18 protein-coding genes are annotated in these 18,089 nt (G+C 36.0%); 17 read left to right on the top strand and 1 reads right to left on the bottom strand.

The features are described 5' to 3' along the window. The first annotated feature begins 63 nt into the window (after positions 1-63). From HZF24_RS09090 to HZF24_RS09010, 17 genes are all read left to right on the top strand, one after another. Positions 64-1,269: a type II secretion system F family protein gene (locus tag HZF24_RS09090; RefSeq protein ID WP_179238003.1), complete on the top strand. Its 1,206-nt coding sequence runs from the start codon at positions 64-66 to the stop codon at positions 1,267-1,269. 142 nt (positions 1,270-1,411) lie between these two features. Continuing rightward, positions 1,412-1,804: a type II secretion system protein gene (locus HZF24_RS09085; RefSeq protein WP_179238002.1), complete on the top strand. Its 393-nt coding sequence runs from the start codon at positions 1,412-1,414 to the stop codon at positions 1,802-1,804. Positions 1,805-1,964: 160 nt separating this feature from the next. After that, positions 1,965-2,705, top strand: a complete 741-nt coding sequence (locus HZF24_RS09080) for a prepilin peptidase (protein WP_179238001.1) — start codon at positions 1,965-1,967, stop codon at positions 2,703-2,705. Between the two features lie 11 nt (positions 2,706-2,716). After that, positions 2,717-4,330, top strand: a complete 1,614-nt coding sequence (pilM, locus tag HZF24_RS09075; protein ID WP_179238000.1) for a pilus assembly protein PilM — start codon at positions 2,717-2,719, stop codon at positions 4,328-4,330. Beyond that, the gene (locus HZF24_RS09070; RefSeq protein ID WP_179237999.1) at positions 4,317-5,492 is read left to right on the top strand and encodes a hypothetical protein; all 1,176 of its coding nucleotides are present in this window, start codon (positions 4,317-4,319) and stop codon (positions 5,490-5,492) included. The genes pilM (HZF24_RS09075) and HZF24_RS09070 overlap by 14 nt, the downstream gene beginning before the upstream one ends. 40 nt (positions 5,493-5,532) lie before the next feature. Further along, entirely contained in the window at positions 5,533-6,288 is a 756-nt protein-coding gene (locus HZF24_RS09065) for a PilW family protein (protein WP_179237998.1), read from the top strand. Positions 6,289-6,311: 23 nt separating this feature from the next. Further along, positions 6,312-8,318, top strand: a complete 2,007-nt coding sequence (locus tag HZF24_RS09060; protein WP_179237997.1) for a hypothetical protein — start codon at positions 6,312-6,314, stop codon at positions 8,316-8,318. A gap of 36 nt (positions 8,319-8,354) precedes the next feature. Next, entirely contained in the window at positions 8,355-10,994 is a 2,640-nt protein-coding gene (locus tag HZF24_RS09055; protein WP_179237996.1) for a MucBP domain-containing protein, read from the top strand. Between the two features lie 43 nt (positions 10,995-11,037). Next, on the top strand, positions 11,038-11,487 hold the full coding sequence (locus HZF24_RS09050) for a prepilin-type N-terminal cleavage/methylation domain-containing protein (protein WP_179237995.1): 450 nt from the start codon (positions 11,038-11,040) through the stop codon (positions 11,485-11,487). Between the two features lie 253 nt (positions 11,488-11,740). Beyond that, complete coding sequence (gene pilM / locus HZF24_RS09045; RefSeq protein ID WP_179237994.1) at positions 11,741-13,162, top strand: pilus assembly protein PilM; 1,422 nt, start codon at positions 11,741-11,743, stop codon at positions 13,160-13,162. Then, positions 13,159-13,689, top strand: a complete 531-nt coding sequence (locus tag HZF24_RS09040) for a hypothetical protein (protein ID WP_179237993.1) — start codon at positions 13,159-13,161, stop codon at positions 13,687-13,689. Before pilM (HZF24_RS09045) ends, HZF24_RS09040 begins: the two co-directional genes overlap by 4 nt. 69 nt (positions 13,690-13,758) lie before the next feature. Then, positions 13,759-14,133 (top strand): type IV pilus modification PilV family protein, encoded by a 375-nt coding sequence (locus HZF24_RS09035; protein WP_179237992.1) that lies wholly within the window; start codon positions 13,759-13,761, stop codon positions 14,131-14,133. Beyond that, positions 14,123-14,677 carry a hypothetical protein gene (locus HZF24_RS09030; protein WP_179237991.1) on the top strand — a complete coding sequence of 185 codons (555 nt, stop codon included), beginning with the start codon at positions 14,123-14,125 and terminating at the stop codon, positions 14,675-14,677. Before HZF24_RS09035 ends, HZF24_RS09030 begins: the two co-directional genes overlap by 11 nt. A gap of 14 nt (positions 14,678-14,691) precedes the next feature. After that, positions 14,692-15,219 carry a type II secretion system protein gene (locus tag HZF24_RS09025; protein ID WP_179237990.1) on the top strand — a complete coding sequence of 176 codons (528 nt, stop codon included), beginning with the start codon at positions 14,692-14,694 and terminating at the stop codon, positions 15,217-15,219. 88 nt (positions 15,220-15,307) lie between these two features. Then, positions 15,308-15,742 carry a prepilin-type N-terminal cleavage/methylation domain-containing protein gene (locus HZF24_RS09020; protein ID WP_179237989.1) on the top strand — a complete coding sequence of 145 codons (435 nt, stop codon included), beginning with the start codon at positions 15,308-15,310 and terminating at the stop codon, positions 15,740-15,742. Positions 15,743-15,785: 43 nt separating this feature from the next. Continuing rightward, complete coding sequence (efp, locus tag HZF24_RS09015) at positions 15,786-16,343, top strand: elongation factor P (protein WP_179237988.1); 558 nt, start codon at positions 15,786-15,788, stop codon at positions 16,341-16,343. Positions 16,344-16,353: 10 nt separating this feature from the next. Then, positions 16,354-16,707 carry a CD1247 N-terminal domain-containing protein gene (locus HZF24_RS09010; protein WP_179237987.1) on the top strand — a complete coding sequence of 118 codons (354 nt, stop codon included), beginning with the start codon at positions 16,354-16,356 and terminating at the stop codon, positions 16,705-16,707. Between the two features lie 158 nt (positions 16,708-16,865). Here the strand turns inward: HZF24_RS09010 and HZF24_RS09005 are convergent, their stop codons facing one another. Then, positions 16,866-17,738 (bottom strand): hypothetical protein, encoded by an 873-nt coding sequence (locus tag HZF24_RS09005; protein WP_179237986.1) that lies wholly within the window; start codon positions 17,736-17,738, stop codon positions 16,866-16,868. Positions 17,739-18,089: the final 351 nt, after the last annotated feature.

The raw sequence follows: 18,089 nt of genomic DNA, 5'->3' as shown, positions 1-18,089 counted from the left end.
GACTCACTTTAAATAAAAGATGTGTCCTCACAGCTTAAAATTATTTACAAAGGGAAGGTTGCTATGGCAGTATACAAATGCAGTGTGGTAGATCAATCAGGCAAAAAGCGAAAGATAAGCCGTGATGCAGAATCAAAATCAGAAGCTATTGATTACTTAAAGCAAAACAACTACATAATAATAGATATAAACAAGTCAGACAGCTCAGTAAGCTTAAGCGGACTTAATTCCGGCAGAATTAAATCAAAGGATCTGGCGGTGTTTTGCAAGCAGCTTTATGCCATGTTAAAAGCAGGTGTGACTATAGTTAATTCGCTTGATATTCTGAGACAGCAGACGGAAAACAAAAGACTGGCAAAAATAATAGGATTCTTATATGAAGATTTACAAAAGGGCAATACCTTCTCGGAAAGTCTGTCGCACCATAAGGACGCATTTCCTTCAATCCTTATAAGCATGGTGGAAGCAGGAGAATTGAGCGGTAATCTGGATGTTATTATGAACAGACTGGCAGTACATTTCGAAAAGGAATACAAGATAGAAAACAAGGTTAAGGGAGCAATGACATACCCTATCATACTTATTTTTGTAAGTATTGCCGTAGTAATATTTTTATTGACTACGATTATGCCCACATTTGTTGAAATGTATTCAAGCTCCGGCATAGCGCTTCCGAAGGTTACAGAGATTATGATTTCTATAAGCAACGGTCTTAAGAACTATTGGTATATTATAGGCTTTTTTATTTTGGCATTGGTTCTTTTAATTTCTGCAATCAATAAAAACGAAAATATAAAAATAAAGGGAGATTATTTTAAGCTGCAAATACCTGTGGTTAAAAATTTAATTCTGAAGGTAGCAACTTCCCGGTTTACACGTACTCTTTCAACCCTCATGGGAAGCGGTGTACCGCTATTGCAGGCCCTTGAAACCGTATCGGGAGTAACCGGCAACACATATATAAAAAGCAAAATATTAGAGGCAAAAGAGGATGTAAGAAGAGGACATGCCTTGTCACAGCCCTTAAAACGTCAGGGAGTGTTCCCGCCCATGGTTCACTCGATGATTAAAATAGGAGAGGATTCCGGCTCCATCGAGGAAATTTTGGACAAGACGGCAGATTTTTATGACGAAGAAGTGGATACTGCAGTAACCAGACTTACGGCCATGCTTGAACCGATGATGATTGTCTTTATGGCCGTAATAATCGGCTTTATAGTAATTGCGATGGTAACCCCGATGTTTGACATGGTACAAGCCGTGCAATAATTGTTTAAAATAGTATAAGTAGGGTAAATATTACAAGTATTTGATTCTTCAATAATGAAGCAATTGTTTATAGATAATAAGGGATAATATTGAAGCATTATTGAAGCTTAAAATAAAATTTATTCATAAGAGGAGAGAGCATATGTTTAGATTAGTAAACAAATTAAAAAACAAAAAAGGATTCACATTAATTGAGTTGATAGTAGTATTGGCAGTGTTGGGTATTATTATGGCTATTGCTGTGCCGAGGTTTGTAGGAGTGCAGGAGCAAGCTAAAGTTGATGCGGACTATGCATCGGGTTCATTGATAGCTAAAACTGCTGAAATATACGCCGCGAAAGGAATGAATGCTACAGACATTGAGAGTAAATTACAAGACGATTTTCCACAAGACATTAAATTCCAATCATCAAAAATTAGTGGACAAACTTTAGATGATGTTAAAATTACTGTAGCAAATGGTTCTGTTACAGTAAAAGTAACTAAAGGATCTACAGATTATGAAATTTACCCTGAAAATGATTTAGATGAATAATTAAAATACAAAGGGAGGACACCGGGAGGACACCGGGACGTTTCAGAGGGAGGACACCGGGACGTTTCATTTGTCCCGTTTTTACAAATACGGAGGGAGGACACCGGGACGTTTCATTTGTCCCGTTTTTACAAATACGTAACAAACACGAGAAAACACAATGACTATTTTATTTTTAATCTACGGCCTATTTATAGGTTCATTCCTGAATGTATGCATTTATCGCATACCTTCAGGAATTTCAATAATAAAACCGCCATCCTCCTGCGGGAGCTGCGGACACAAGCTTAATTACATAGATATGATACCTGTGGTGAGTTACATTGTAAACAAAGGTAAGTGCAGGTATTGCGGTTCAAATTATTCGGTACAGTATCCCTTGATAGAAATATTAAACGGATTGCTGTATGTTTTGGTATATACAAGGTTCGGGTTAACATTAAGCTCTGTGCTTTACTGCTTGATAATAAGCCTTCTTATAACCATAAGCATCATAGATTTAAGACACAAAATAATTCCTGACGGATTAAATATAACCGGCTTGGTGTTGGGAATTATCTATATAATCATTAACCAAAAACTAATAGACGGCTTAACGGGTGCTGCCATAGGATTCGGTTTATTTCTTTTGATAGCATTGATTACAAATGCCATGGGCGGAGGCGATATAAAGCTTATGGCTGTGCTGGGGCTCATATTCGGCATAAAGGGTATATTGCTTATAACCTTATCCTCATTTGTAACGGGAGCTGTCATATCGGTAATTTTATTAGCTATGAAAATTAAAAGCAGAAAGGATGAAATACCCTTCGGACCTTTCATATCTTTATCTGCTTTAATATATATATTCTTTGGCAGCGAAATAATAAATTGGTACTTTGAGTTATTTAAATTACATTAGAAAGGTATGTCATGGGAAGAATTTTATCTGTAGAAATCAAAAACCGTAATATAAAAATATTGGACGGCTTGAGGAAGGGCTCTTCAATTACTGTCTACAAAAGCTTATTGTTAGACCTTGAACCCGGCAGTATCGATGACGGTAAAATAATCGATATTGACTCGGTTGTTCATATTATCGACAGTGCGCTTAAGGAGAACAATATTAAAACAAAAAACGCAACATTTATTATTAATACTAATGCAACTATTACAAGAAATATGGAATTGCCTTTGTTGAAAAGTAATTCGGAAACATTTTCAATGGTAAAAAACGAATTAAGTCAGCTTTTGCCTGTGGATATTGAGCAATACAAAATTGTTTATAAAAAAACCGACACTGTTACGATTGACGGTGTGGTAAAGGGACTATACATTGTTTACGGACTTCCAATAGCGATATATGAACAATACATAGAGCTGTCGGAACGTTTGAAATTAGAATTAGTTGCAATGGACCTTGCCTCTAATTGCCTTGATAAAATTGCTGCTAAAAATTTATTTATCAACAAGGAAAATTTAAAACCAAGCACATCTGTCGGCTTTGTAGATATCGGCTACACCAACATACTGTTCAGTGTTTTAAATGACGGTAAGGATATATTTTCGAGAATATCCTCTAACGGCTTGCGTGATATTGTCAATAATTTTGAAGCTGTCTACAATTTAAGTACCGAAGAAGCCATAAATGAAATATACGGCTTGTCATTGGGTGACAATTTTGAATTAAATAAAATTTCTGAAAGTAATATTTTAGAAGAAAATATAAATATGTGGGCAGATGAGTTCAACAGATATATCAGATATTATAATTCCAACAACAAGGACAGACAAATTGAACATATATACGTTTACGGAAGCTTCGCAAACATGTCGGGGATTGATCAATACTTAGAATCAAGATTAAATATCAGCACGTCAACAGTTAATGAGCTTTCAAATATTATCGATAAAACAGGCAAACCGGATATCAAAACATATATGAATACTATTTTATCCTTATATATAGACAGACGCGATATAAACTTTTTGTCTGACAGAAAAAAGCAGCATAAAAATAAATTCAATACTGGTGTTGTGGTAATGGCAGCTTCATTAATAGCAGTGCTTACAATCGCTTATTACGGCTATTCGTACTTTGTTGAAAAGTCTGCCTTGGACAAGGATATTGCCGCAATGGAGGCATTTTTGAACAATCAGGAAAATATTAATCTGAATGACGAAGCCGTTAAAGCAAGGAACAAATCACTGCTGCTGCAAAAATATAAGGAGGAAGCAGACAAGCTGTTAATTGCCATTAAAAATGAGGACGCAGTCAATTCAATAATATTTGAACAAATTGCTGCTTCAATACCCCATGGAACAATAATTAATTCTATGTCAATAGAAAGAACAAGCATAAACCTTCAATGTACATCGGCTTCAAGACAGGAGGCTGCTCAATTTGAAAAGAATTTACAGGGAATAGAGTTTATAGATAATGTATACATACCTGCTGTGGCAGACAGTGCAGAAGGAAGCAGCGTAAGCTATTCTTATTCGGTTGTATGCGATGTAAAGGATGTGATTGTTAATGAAGCTGAGTAGAAGAGAAAAAGTACTGATTATTGTTTTAATAATATCATTGATAGCATATGCAGGATACATGATTATTCCGTCCTTAAACTTATTTAACTTAGAATCGTTAAGGTCGGAGTACAACCAAATGAGCATCGAATATAACGGCATGTCTCAAAATATATTGCTTAAAAATAAATACGAAGAAAGCATTCAGACTGTGAGTGAAGAAATAAACAACTTAAATGTCATTTCAGATTTGCGGCAGGAAAAAATTATAGTGTTATTAAATAACTATTTTACAAATAACGGTATTGATGCTAATGCCATAAGCTTTACGGACGCGACTGTTGTTCCGATAAGTATTGCGGCAGAACAGGCAGAGCAAAAGGAAATCAGCTCCTTTGAAGCATTGATGAATGATATAAACGGCGAAGCTTCAGAAAATGACGAAGCGCCAAAGCCGGAGGATTTAAATGAGGAGCAGTCTCTTACAGTTCGGCAGATATCTGTAAATATAACATTTGAAAGCACCTACGACGAATTGTTGAAATTCATTGATTCCATACAAAACAACAAGGTTGATATATCTATTACCAATATCAATATTGTTTCGGAAAGTAACCTAATACAAGGTACAATAGCTTTGAATTTTTATGAGGTGCCAAAACCTGAAGGCTTTACAGAAAGCAACGATGAGTGGATATGGGAGGATTTGGCTGAAAGTGGCAAGAACAATCCCTTTGTGGCTTCATCAGGCCGGATGCAGATGAGCTCAGGCAATTACGACTTTCATATTAGTATCATGCCTGACAGCTCTGACTTGCCTGCAGTAATTTTAGGCAAATCGGATGATGACAGCAGGACATCTTATCTTTATGCCGATGGAAATGCTGTAGAAAGCGTGAATTTTGAATTTAAAGAGGAAGACAGCAAATATTATTACAAATATGCAGCTGTTGAAGGAAGGTATCCTGCAGATGGAACGTGGAAAGAATTTACGCCTGAAATATCCGGCAGCATTTATATTAAAATATATTCAAGCAAAAGAAATTCGAAGGTCGATTCGGTTGGTGTGAACATAGGAGTTTCAAACACCTCGGGTCTTAAACCCAGATTTGAAATCGAGGGTGATGACAGTACCACGAGGGTATTTTTTAAAGACCCTAAATCGGTGACCGTAATCAGATAATACAAGTTAAGACTGTAATTAATATGTGAGTGAGGAAAGTATGATAAACAAATTCAACAATAAGGGACTTACATTAATAGAAATAATTGTGACGCTGGCTGTCTTAGGTGTTGTTGTTACGCCTCTAATGAACATGTTTATCGCATCTCAGAAAATAAATAACGAGAGTGGTGAAGAGTATAGAACATTGCAGATAGCTCAAAATCATTTAGAAAAAATCAAATCTGCAACAGATCTGTCTTCTTTACCCTCCATGGGATATATAAATACAGGCGGAAATCATTATTCGACTGCAGTGGGAGAAACTTTTCCGTATGAAGTCGATATTATCATTGAATCAGAGTCCTCGGGAAATGTTGTAAGCAATGCCCCTCAAAATGCGTTGCCGGTTGTTACGATATATGATGACATTGTCATGCTGCAATATGATATAGTAGTAAAATCCTATCCTGTCGCAAACGGTACAGTGGATATAAGCATTGACGGGGGTAAGATAAATGTTGCGGGATATGAACATTTCATAAGCTCAAATGATATTAACGTCGAATTAGAAACTGATGCCTTCGATGCAAAATTGAATTTTATAAATTGTACGGTTTCAGAAAATGTATATCTCCATGAAAATGAAAAAGAATGGAGCTTTGAGGTTTTTGGAGGGAAGACACCTAAAATAGTAAGTGTAAAGGAGCTTCTTCCCGGGGAACTGTTATATAAAATAGAAGTTAAGGTTTATAAGGGAAACGGCACGGAAAGGAAGCTTGTCAAAAGTCTGGAAAGCACAGGCATATTTAAGTAGCTTCAAATGAAAGGGAGAGGTTTATGAAAAAGCTTCGGAGTAAAAAGGGTTCTACATTGATAATGCTGATAATGTCGATAGGTATCATATCCTTGCTCGGCACATCAATACTGGGCGTTACAATGATGAACTATAAAATTAAAAAAGCAAATACAGATTTGAAGCATACCTTTTATATGTCTGAAACAGGGCTGGACAAGGCATACGACAGAGCATATAACCTTGTACTTGAAGCGGTAAATGAAGGCAGCTCCGCATCACAGGATTTTATCAATGAGCTGACGGAGGAAATTTCCACTCTCAACTCCGCAGAAAATGAAGCTCCTCCGACAGTAAAGGATGCATACAGGGACTATATAATTATAGGTACTGATAAACCCTTTATTGCGGAGTCGAATGAAGTTGAAATAAAAATCAGAGCTTCAGAAATATTTAACAGTACATATGAAAATTATATGGATGCCTTTAAAATCAATCAGACACTGGACAGCAGCTTCAGCCCTTATGACAGCGGATTGGAGGTTGAGGTTGAATACAGCAAATGGGATAATGAAACAGGAAGACCGGCTAAAAGGACATTGACAATCGGAATTCGTTCCTCATATATTTCAGAGTATACCAAAAGGGTATCGGCAAGCTTAATAATAGGCATACCCGATTACGAGGAACCGTTTACAATAGAAACAAAAATTGTTCCTGTACATAAGCTGTGGACATACGGTATTGCCGCCGATAATATAATTATCGGAAATAATTCATATAACGGAGACAAGGTCACGGTTTCAGGTGATGTGTACGCAGGGGTAAATCTTGAAATAAACGGCAGGAACACAGAAGCATATTTTGATAAAAGCCTCATTGCAGCAGGAAGTACAATTGATAATTACGGAATATTGTTGAAGGGTCCGGACTCTTACTTGAGAGTTAAAGACGTTTTTGCCAAAAATATAATTATGAGCGGAACCGGAGCTTCCTTCACAACATATCCGAACAGCAGAATTTATGTCAAGGATGATTTGGAAATGAACAATACCGCCCAGACCACGGATATAGACGGCTCGTATTACGGCTTCAGCCCCGGGGGAGAGCAGCATGAGGTCAATACACTTAACAGCGCTTTGATAATAAATTCTCCGGATATAGCATCCGGCGGTTCAAAGTTTAACATATCCGGCGATTTAGTTCTGTACGGCACTTCATACATCAAGGGTACACCTTATGCAACAGGTGAATCTGTTTCAATTCCGGGGAACTACATAGCATATACAAGGCCGCTTTCCGGCGGTACCTCCGAAGGCAAAAGCATGGTTTGGGACAATATTATAACACAATATTATGACCCGCTGCCTCCTTTGGCTTACAGCTTCAGAAGCGGGGGAGATATGTGGGTTTGGAATAAGGCGGATTATTTTACACAATATTCAATGGAGCATGGAACAGGACTTAACTTAGGCGGCGGAAACATAACGGTGGGAGGCAATATCGAAACTCTTGGTACAGGCTTGAACGGTACCGAAATAAAAACCTCTTCCTTTAATCTTGAATTCCTTGAGAAAATAAACAACAAAAACACTTACAGGACTATCTATGAAGAAAGGGCGAAAAATTACTATGATGCGGGTTTTAAAGCAAAAGTATCATCAAATCATATGAGCCAAATACAAGGAAGTGAGCTTATATACATAGATGATGATGATGTGGTGATAGATGACGGTATATATGACGGACATTTTACGGACAGAGGTATCATAGTCACAAACGGAGACATAGTAATTAACGGAGAGTTTAACTTTAAAGGAAGTTTAATTGCGGGAGGAGATATTATAATCAATTCCGAGCGTGGAAATGCGGTAAATATCATTCATGACGGAAATTATGTCGCTAAGCTCATAGCGGAAAATAATCTGTATAATACTTTGTTCAGTGAAGTCGATGCAGGAAGCTTTGCCATAACGGTATATAAAAACAGCATCTCCGCGAAAATTGATTTTAAAGATTATATTGACTTTAGAGACTGGAAGATAGAATAATAAAACACAAATACTTAACTATGGGAGGATGAAAGAATGAAAAGAAATTTTGTGATAAAGACCGGTGTCAGTATCATCTTATTGTTTTTAATTATTTCTTTTGGAATCAGCAATTCGGCAATGGCATATGGCAGTAACAATAAGCCGGCAAGCTATACGGTAAACTACTATGTTAATTCCATGTTTCAGGAATCAGAAACGATAACAACTACAGATTATGACAAAGACAGGAATGCCGTTGTAGCGTACAAAACGGCTTCGGAGCTTAATCTTACATCAGATTATAAGGTTAAGGGAGATGTTGTAAAAACAATTACTCTTAATTTATCAAACAATAAAAATAATAAAATCAATATCTTCTACAACAACGGTACAATAGCAATGGAAGATCCATGGAAAAGATCTGTGGAAAATTCAAAGAAATCGGGCGGGAAAGCTGTGGAGGTAATTTCGCTTGCTACATTTAACGGTTGGACATGGAATGATGCAGGTGAAATAAAAATGTCCGTAACAGACGAAACTTTAATTTGGGATGAAGGACAGTATTACAACGGATATGTTAAACCTGATTTAAAAAGAGGCTTCCCTTATGCAACCTGGGTGAGACAGTCATCCGGAGACAAAAGGGACATCCGGAGATTTCAGACTGTAATTACGGTGCCCGAGGGTTATGACGGCAACGACTTTGTAAGAATGAAATCGGTAAACCAGGATGCATATATGGATATTAACAACGGAAATATAGTTCCCATAAACGACAATATATTTGTCTTTGTTTATCCGGAAGGTACAGTTGTAAATAATAATAATTATTTAAGCTATCTTGCTTTTTGGGCGGGAACCGAAAGCCAGAGCGGTAAAAAGGCATATTTCAAGGATATATTGGGAAATCCCGCTTATCAGAACACAGGCCTGGCGGAATTAAGACAGACAGACGGATGGCATATATACGCTACAATTGACAATGTGGGAGAAAAGCTCGTAGGCGCAGAATCAGGAGACAGATATGTAATTGACATATTCACTCAGGATTATGCGGAAGGCGGTGGTATGGACAAATATGAGTTTGAATTTATTAAAAATAAGGCTCCGAATGCAGAGGATGACTTTTTTATAACCGCAAAGGGCGAAACCTTTAACCTGATGACAAATAATAATGGCGGCATTCTTGATAATGACTTTATATATGTACCCGAGGCAGGAGCAAAAGCAGAATTGATTACAGACAGCAAACTCAGGAAGGTTTCAGACGGTGTATATAACATTTATGATGATAACAACAAATTAGGCGGCACTATAAAAAACTTTGACGGCGACAAGGGCTTGTTTGTTTTCACTCCAAATTCGGATTATATGGGAGTATTGAAATTTAAATATGAATGTTACCAAAAAAAGATAGGACAGAATGCTGTCGATACGAAGCTGAAGGACAATGCGGAGGTAACTATTTATGTATTGCCGAAAGTTACGGCAGAGCATAAACAAGCTAAAATTAAAAACGGCAAAATAGACAACATTTCATCAGGCACGCTAAAAGAAAGTGATGTAGTATACGGATGGCCGTCAAATTTAGCTTGGAATAACAATTGGATATGGCCTGAAAATGCTTCCGGCATTAACAGGACGGCAGATAAGAAGAGCAGCTATGAGGTAAGCTCTTATACATTCCCAAACCACGACTATATAGGATATAAAAATGATAAGAACATTGTCGTGGCAGATAGCAGTAATTCATCCAAGATATTAAACGGTACCTTTACATCGGAAAATAAAAAGGTTGCATTTTATTATGAAATAGGAAAAAGTAATCTCATAGTAGAAAGCTATATCAAAGGGACGAATACTTTACTGGACAGGCAGAGCATGTCGCTTGACAGCGGAAGCTCGTACAAGGTGGATATACCGGACATACCGGGATATACGTATGACAGCAGCAACGTAAGCTTAAGCGGAACGATGCCTAAAAACGGACTTACCGTTAAATTGTATTATACTGCCAACATGTACAATTATTCCGTACAGTATTATTTCGATGACGTTCTTAAGCACGAAATCACGTATTCCAAGCCCTATGGAAGTGAAGTAAAAAGCTACCTGAAGGCTGAACAAATCGAATCTCTGGAGGATATTGTAAACAGCGGCTATGAGTTTGTAAGAGATGAAAATGTCCCTCTTACAATAGGCAGTTCACAAAATGTGATAAAGGTTTACTATGAGAAGAAGAACAGTGACTTAAACTGGTTTTATATGTATCCTAACGTTAATATAAGCAAAGACAATTATCAGATTCCGCTGATTTATAATCCCGATTACAATGAATACAACATATTGAGGGGTTTTGACTATACATTCGGCTTTAACTTTAACGCTGCACAGCCGGTACCTGATATAATTGTTGATTATAGCGACAGCCTGAACGGAAGCATAGATAATTTCAGGATATATGATGAAGACGGCAACCGACTGTATCCTGCAGAGGGTGTAAATAAAGGAAGTTTTACGGAGCTTGTCAACGGACACAATCTGACAAGAGGAAAGAACTACACGGTTGTTTTCAGACTGAAATATGATAAGCCTGACAATAATTTGACTATTGAAATAAACGGGGATATTGACAGCAAGGAAGTAATAAATAAAATAAAATTGAATCCGATTAAGCTGATTGATGTTGAATAGTGCTTCAATTTAAAAAAATTCCTTGGCATCCGCGAGGTAAGAAATGAGAGATAAAAGAGGATTTACTTTAATTGAATTGATTGTTGTGCTTGGATTGGCGAGCATTGTTATTTCTGTTGTTATGTCTTTTTTCATCGCTAATTTTAAAAGCTATGAGGCAATTAATACGGAGTCGGAAGCGCAATATCAAAGTCAATATATAATAAATTTTATGACGGATAAAATTTTAGGAGCCGAATCATTTGAAGGACATACAGGAAGTGTATTTAAATTTAAAAACCCTGACGGTAAAGAAATAACATTTGAAGGAGCAGGCAAAAGAGTTCGATACCGGCACGGCACAGATGCCCCTGTTTTAATCGGCAATTATGTAAAAGCTCTTAATATTGAAAGCTCAGGTGCCGGGGAGATTACAATAACCTTAATACTTGAAAATGGCAATAAAGAATACGCTGCTAAACAGATTGTATATATGAGAAACTCATCAAATTAATATAAGAGGTCGGCACAGCCTATCATCTTGATGACTTTGTCATCAATCTGAGGTCGGCATAGCCGACCTTTTATTAATATCTCGGCAATAATCGACAAAATTCTTCATTTTTAAATATCTGCAACACATTTTATAATTTTTTAACATTAAATTCTTTGACATAATTTGCCTGTTTATATATAATCTACATACCATAATTTGTAAATAAAGGATGAATATACGATAACAATGTAGAATTTGATTGGAGTACAAAATGATATTGGCTGTGGAAATAAATGATAGTAGCATTAATATTGTTCAGACCTTGATTAGGAAGGGCACACTGTCAAAATTCAGGTGTGTGAGTGAAGATATCCCGCAGGTTGTTGATGACGGCAATATTTTGGATGTGGGCTATCTGTCGGACAGGATTAGGAAAATACTTCAAAGAAACAGAATTAATACTAAAAAGACTGTATTTGTCATAAATTCCAAAAGCATAATTGTACGCAGACTCAGGTTACCTGCACTGAAAAAAAGAAATGAAATAAGAACTATGATAGAGCATGAGTTAAGTCATCTGATGCCTTTTAATCCGGCTGACTATAGGATACACTATGAGGCTGCTTTGGACAGCAGTAATGAAAAATATGCGTGGTACGTCATCTATTGCATCCCGGAGGATTTGCTTGAGAGCTACAGAAACCTTGCCTTAAAGTCGAAGCTGAGACCGCTGGGCTTTGAGATATATTGCAGTTGTATCAATAAGCTCAAGGGTATGGAAGAAGATACACTTGCTTTTACGGATATAGGAGAGAAAAGAATCAGCTTTACGGTTATGAACAAAGGTATGGCCGATTTTTCAAGAATTGCTGAAATTTCTTATGTCGGAGCAGGAAGCCCATTAAATGCATGTATGGATGAAATAATCAGGTGCATAAGGTATTACCAGTCAATAGACAATGAAAGTAAAATAAACAGAATGTATATATTCAATTCGGAAATCAAGGAAAGCTTCTCATCTTTCATTGAAAGAATGTCTGCGGAATTGCCTGATCTGGAAATAGTTACGGAGCCGCCGATATTTTCCCAGGAGCTTTCCTGTTATGCCGGTAGTTGCTTTATGCCTGTTCTTTCGGCATTTAATGAAGGAAGAGGCTCCTACAAACTTCACAAAACTAAATATTATGGAATAAGTGACTTCAGGACTGCTGCATCTATAGCCGTTATCCTTGTATCGTCACTTTTTTTTATTATCAGTGGTGTATTTGTCTTTAAGTTGTACAGGGAATACGAATATATGAAGGAATACATAACAAACGAAGAAAATATTCTGCTGAATAATGAAATAGAGAGATTGAAAGCTGAATCACAAAGTAAGGAAAAAAGAATTACGGATATAGAGTCTCTGCAAAATAAAATAAAAGAAGAAAGCTATGCTGATTCGGAAATATTCAGGGGCATATTTTCCAGTCTTCCGAAAAATACATATTTGAATTCCATTCATGTTGGAATTGCCGGGGTAAGTGCGTATTGCACATCATACTCAATTGAGGAAGCTGCCGTATTTATTAGTAATCTCAGAGAGTTGAGCGTAATCGAAGATGTTTTTGTAGATGAGGTGTCAAGAAAAGACGACTCTGAAAGTGGATACGAGTATACGATCCACTGTGTATTGAAAGGTGTACAGCAATGAAGGATGAAGAAAGAATAAGGAGTTTAAGCTTAAGAAAAGTATTAATATTACTTGTTCCGTGTATAGCAGTTATGTTGATATATTCAGGCGTATTTTCAGAGGTTCATGCAGGAATTACAAAGCCCGCTACCAGATATAGGGATGTAAAGGAACAATTTCACAATATGCATGATAATATTTGTGCAGCAGAAATATATATGGGCAAAAATGCAGTCTTGACTGACGAAGCTGCATATGATTATGACAAAATTTGTTCTTATCCTGAGGAAGCAATGCTTTTTATAAATGATTTGTGCGAAAATAACGCAATAGAAATAAATAGTATGAGACTTTATCATGAAAGTGATGCTGAAGAAGTACTTGTGTCGGAAATTGAGTTTGAATGCACATATGAATGCCTGCTGAGCTTTATGGATGATGTTAAAAACAAGGGGTTCAATGCTGCTGTAAGCAGCGTCAATGTATTTGTACTTGGAGGCGGCGGCAGGTTCAATGCGGTAGTAGGACTGAACTTTTATTTCACTTAGAGTATAAGCGAATGACATCAAAGTAGAGACCGGGTCATATGAGTATCTTAATTGAGTGAGGATTTATTTATGAAAAATAATGAGGGCTTTACATTGCTTGAAGTAATGTTGACTCTATCCATATTCGGCATGGTTGCGGTACCTCTGATGTCCATTCTGGTATTTGCAGCTAAAGTCAATTATGAAAGTGATAGGGAGTACAAATCGTTTTTAGCTGCGCAAAGCTGCATGGAAGAAATAAAGGCAGCCGGTATTGACACCGAAGATTATATTTACGACAGCAATACCGGTTCGTATGAAAGAACAATATCTCAGAATGATAATGAATTCGGGTATGAAGTAAGAATAGTGCCCGAAAAGTCTTTTTATTATGTGATAGATATAAGTATATTAGATAACGGTGAGGTCATCAACACCTTGAGGGGGAGTATGATTGTTAAATAAGAATAAAGGATCGATTTTGATATTGATGGTCATCATCATTGCAATCATAAGTTCAATCAGCTTAACTACCCTAAGCATTGCTGTTTCACAATATCAAATAAAAAAAACAAACAGCAATATAAAAAGGGCTTTTTATTTGTCTGAAGACGGTATAAACAGTGCTTCATTGAGAGCTTGTGATCTAATATGCCGTGCTTGTGCGGATTCTGCAAACAAGACAGATGAATATGTTGAATTATATCCTGATGATATTGCCGTAGCCGAATCTCTGTTTAAAAATAATTATAAATTGTATGTAATAAACAGAGCAGCAAGCACGATAAACAATGGCGGGAATCCTTCGATAAAGATTATAAATTATAACGATTTGTTTTTTATGGATGAAAAACTGACATTACATGTAAAATCAACATATGTATCAGATGCAGGGATTGAAAAAAGCTTGAACGTTAATTTAGTTATCTTAATTCCCTGCTATGCAGATATAAAAGCAGGCATACTTGATTTTTCAGAATTGTTTCATTTAAGCAGCTTTGATTTATGAAGGATAGGTGTGTTATGAAATGTAAAAAAGGATATACTTTAGTTGAGCTATTAATAACCCTGGCAATGACCTCATTTATTCTTGTATTAATTATGACCTTTTTTACTGCCAACATGAACAATATCACAAAAATAAAAAATAATTCCGAGCTTCAGTTCCATGCTCAATATATTTTAAACTTTTTTTCTGAAAAAGCCATGGAATCTAAAAAGGTTGAATTGGTTTTAGACGGTTCGTATATAAACAGTAAGACCAATTCAAAAAAGGAGCAGATTGTATCAAAGATATCCTTAAGATATGGAGAACGAGCCAATCAATGTTATATTTTTGAAGTAAAAGGCATTAAGATATTTTACGGCAAAGGAAAATCAGGTGATTCTGCATACGATGAATTGGGTACTTATGTAAGAGAGTTGAAAATAAAACCATATCCGGATGGAAAATCATTTGCAGAGGCAGTAGGGCTCAAAGTTACCGTTGTGTTAGTCAAGGGTGATGAAGAGTATGATGCATCGCAGCTTATTTATATGAGATTAAGCTAAAAATATGGCACATAAATTCAAGAAAACATTGACAAATATTCAATTAATTTATAAAATGGGATGAGTGATTATGTCCTAAGGGAGTACAATGAATAAAAAAGGTTATACTCTTATTGAAATAATTACAGTATTTTCTTTAATCGGGATACTAATCAGCTTAAGTATTCCTAAAATTACAAATGATTTTGGCTATTTAGACAATTCTTTGGAAGAGCTTTTGAGAGATGTACGATATATTCAGACGGAAGTTATGAAAAATCCTTCAAACAGCTATAAAATAAGCGTAGATTCTATTAAACACAGTTACTACATAGTTAATTCACGAAATAATAATAAAGTGCTGAAATCGGTTAAGTTAAAAAACAGATACACAATCAGTTATAATGGTAATGGGGATTTATATTTCAATTCAAGCGGAACTCCCATAAACCCCGGAACCTTTGAGATAACTGATACAAGATTGAATAAATCTAAAAAAGTTACCGTTGTTGTTGCAACGGGACGAACAATTATAGTGGAATAAGCAGCAATCAGCTGGTTATAATATACATAAGGAGGAGACACCAATGATTACAGCAAGTGATTTTAAAAAGGGTATAACCATATCCTGGAATAACGGATTATGGCAAATAGTAGATTTTCAGCATGTTAAACCTGGTAAAGGCGCGGCTTTTGTCAGAAGTAAATTAAAAAATATAGTAACAGGAGCTATAAGAGAAGAGACCTTTAACCCTACTGAGAAATTCCCGCTGGCAAGAATAGAAACAAAGGATATGCAATATTTATATAATGATGGAGAACTGTATTATTTTATGGATCCGGAATCATTTGAACAAATTCCTTTAAATCACGATCAGGTAGCTGATGCGATTATTTATATTAAAGAAAATGAATTTGCCCAAATGAGATTTTATGAGGGTAAACCATTTGAAGTAACAGCACCGAATTTTGTTGAGTTGGAGGTAGTTGAAACAGAACCCGGTTTCAAGGGAGATACTGCCACAGGTGCAAATAAGCCTGCTATAGTTGAAACAGGCGCTAAGGTTAACGTGCCGCTCTTTGTTGAGTTAGGCGATAAAATTAAGATTGACACCAGAACAGGTGAATATCTATCAAGAGTCTAGGAGGTATAACATGGATTTTTTGTATGAAAAAATATCATATTTGAGAGGTTTAGCTGATGGCTTAGACGTTAAACCAGATTCAAAAGAAGGTAAATTGTTTAATGCTTTAATGGATGTTATCGAAGAAATAGCTGATGGTATGAATGACATAGTAGAAGAACAAGATGAAGTTAATGAGTACTTAGATTTATTAGATGAAGATTTATCAACAGTTGAAGAAGAATTGTTCAGTGACTTGGAAATCGATGAAGATGATGATTACGACTTCGATTTTGATGATGATTTCGATGATGAATACGATGACGACTACGACGATGATTTCGAAGAACATGAATGTAATTGTGCGGAACACGAAGACATATAGTATTTAGTTATAACCAAAAAAAAACTGAGATTCCTCACTGCGTTCGGAATGACACAAGAGTCATCCTGAGCGTTAGCGAAGGATCTCATTTTTTAATTGGGGACATTCCTTTTACCTTCAAGGACTACCCCTATACTAAAGGTGTGTCCCCATACCTTTTACGGCCATATATCTTCCGGGTTTACCCCATAAATCTGAACTACTTCAAATAAATCACTGTTAGCAATATCCTTAGGTGTTACAAGCCATGAACCGTCATAATCGATATTAAAGCCATGCTGCATAAACGGATACCAGACCAGGTGAGAGCATTGGGTGCTGCTTATATCCTCAGGATTCGGATTCTTTTTACTCGTCAATCCGACTGTTAATCCATAGGGTATATCATTTAAGCTTTCCTTTGCGAATTTTGATATCTCGTCAAGCTCATCCTGCGAAGCATCCTTTAATTTGAGCATCATAAACGAAGGATAGACTCTCCATTTATTTATATTTTGCAGCATTGTATTGCTTCCTAAAATTACCGCTTCCAATGTTTCCATATTTTCCGCATCCGTTATTATCGCTGCATGTCCATGTCTCCATCCAAGTGAATGGGTTGCCTTTGTTATAAGGACGTAACCATTTTTGTAGTCTGCCAGATCAAAGCCGTATATCGGCTTATTTTCTTCATTCACCAATGATTCCTGACTGGTGATAATACCTATAGACTCACAAAGTATATTATTATTTCTGAAAAAATTCTCTTGAAATTGAAGAATTTTGTTTTTTCCGTTATCTTCATCTTTTAAATATTCATCCAGAGCCGTCTTGCCTAAGCCGGTTTGATAAAACAGCTCCTTGTAATCTTCTTCAGATAATTCAGCTTTTTCTAATATAGGGATAATATCTGTTTTTTCATAATCGGGATGATAATAACCCATTGGCTCAATTATCATCTCCATTATTGACACTGCAATAAAAATCATTAAAAATACCAATGAAGTAAATAGCAGCTTTTTATATTTGATTTTCTTTATTTTAGCAATCATTTGTCACCTCGATACGTAATCCTGAGAAAAATGTCATTTCAACGAGATTCTTCACCTGACGGAGACATTCCTTTGTGGTGCATCTTCAAAGAGTTTCTATCCATAAAGGTGTGTCCCACTTCCCTTATATAGATTATATATCAAATTTCCTGAAAAATAAATTAAGAATACAAAAAAATATAAATTAAGAAAAGTTCAAGCTGTTAAATTGATAATAAATATGATAAAATATATATTATCAAAATAGATATTATCAAAAATTCGGAGGATATTTATGAACAAATATAAAAGAGCAAATACATTTAAAAGAATCGTATGCTTGGTATTAGCAGGCGGAATGATATTAACAGC

It is taken from the genome of Sedimentibacter hydroxybenzoicus DSM 7310, assembly GCF_013403245.1.
In the GTDB taxonomy this organism is placed as follows: domain Bacteria; phylum Bacillota; class Clostridia; order Tissierellales; family Sedimentibacteraceae; genus Sedimentibacter; species Sedimentibacter hydroxybenzoicus.
Note: the sequence above shows the minus strand (reverse complement) of the source record. Positions and strands in the feature narration are given on the sequence as shown.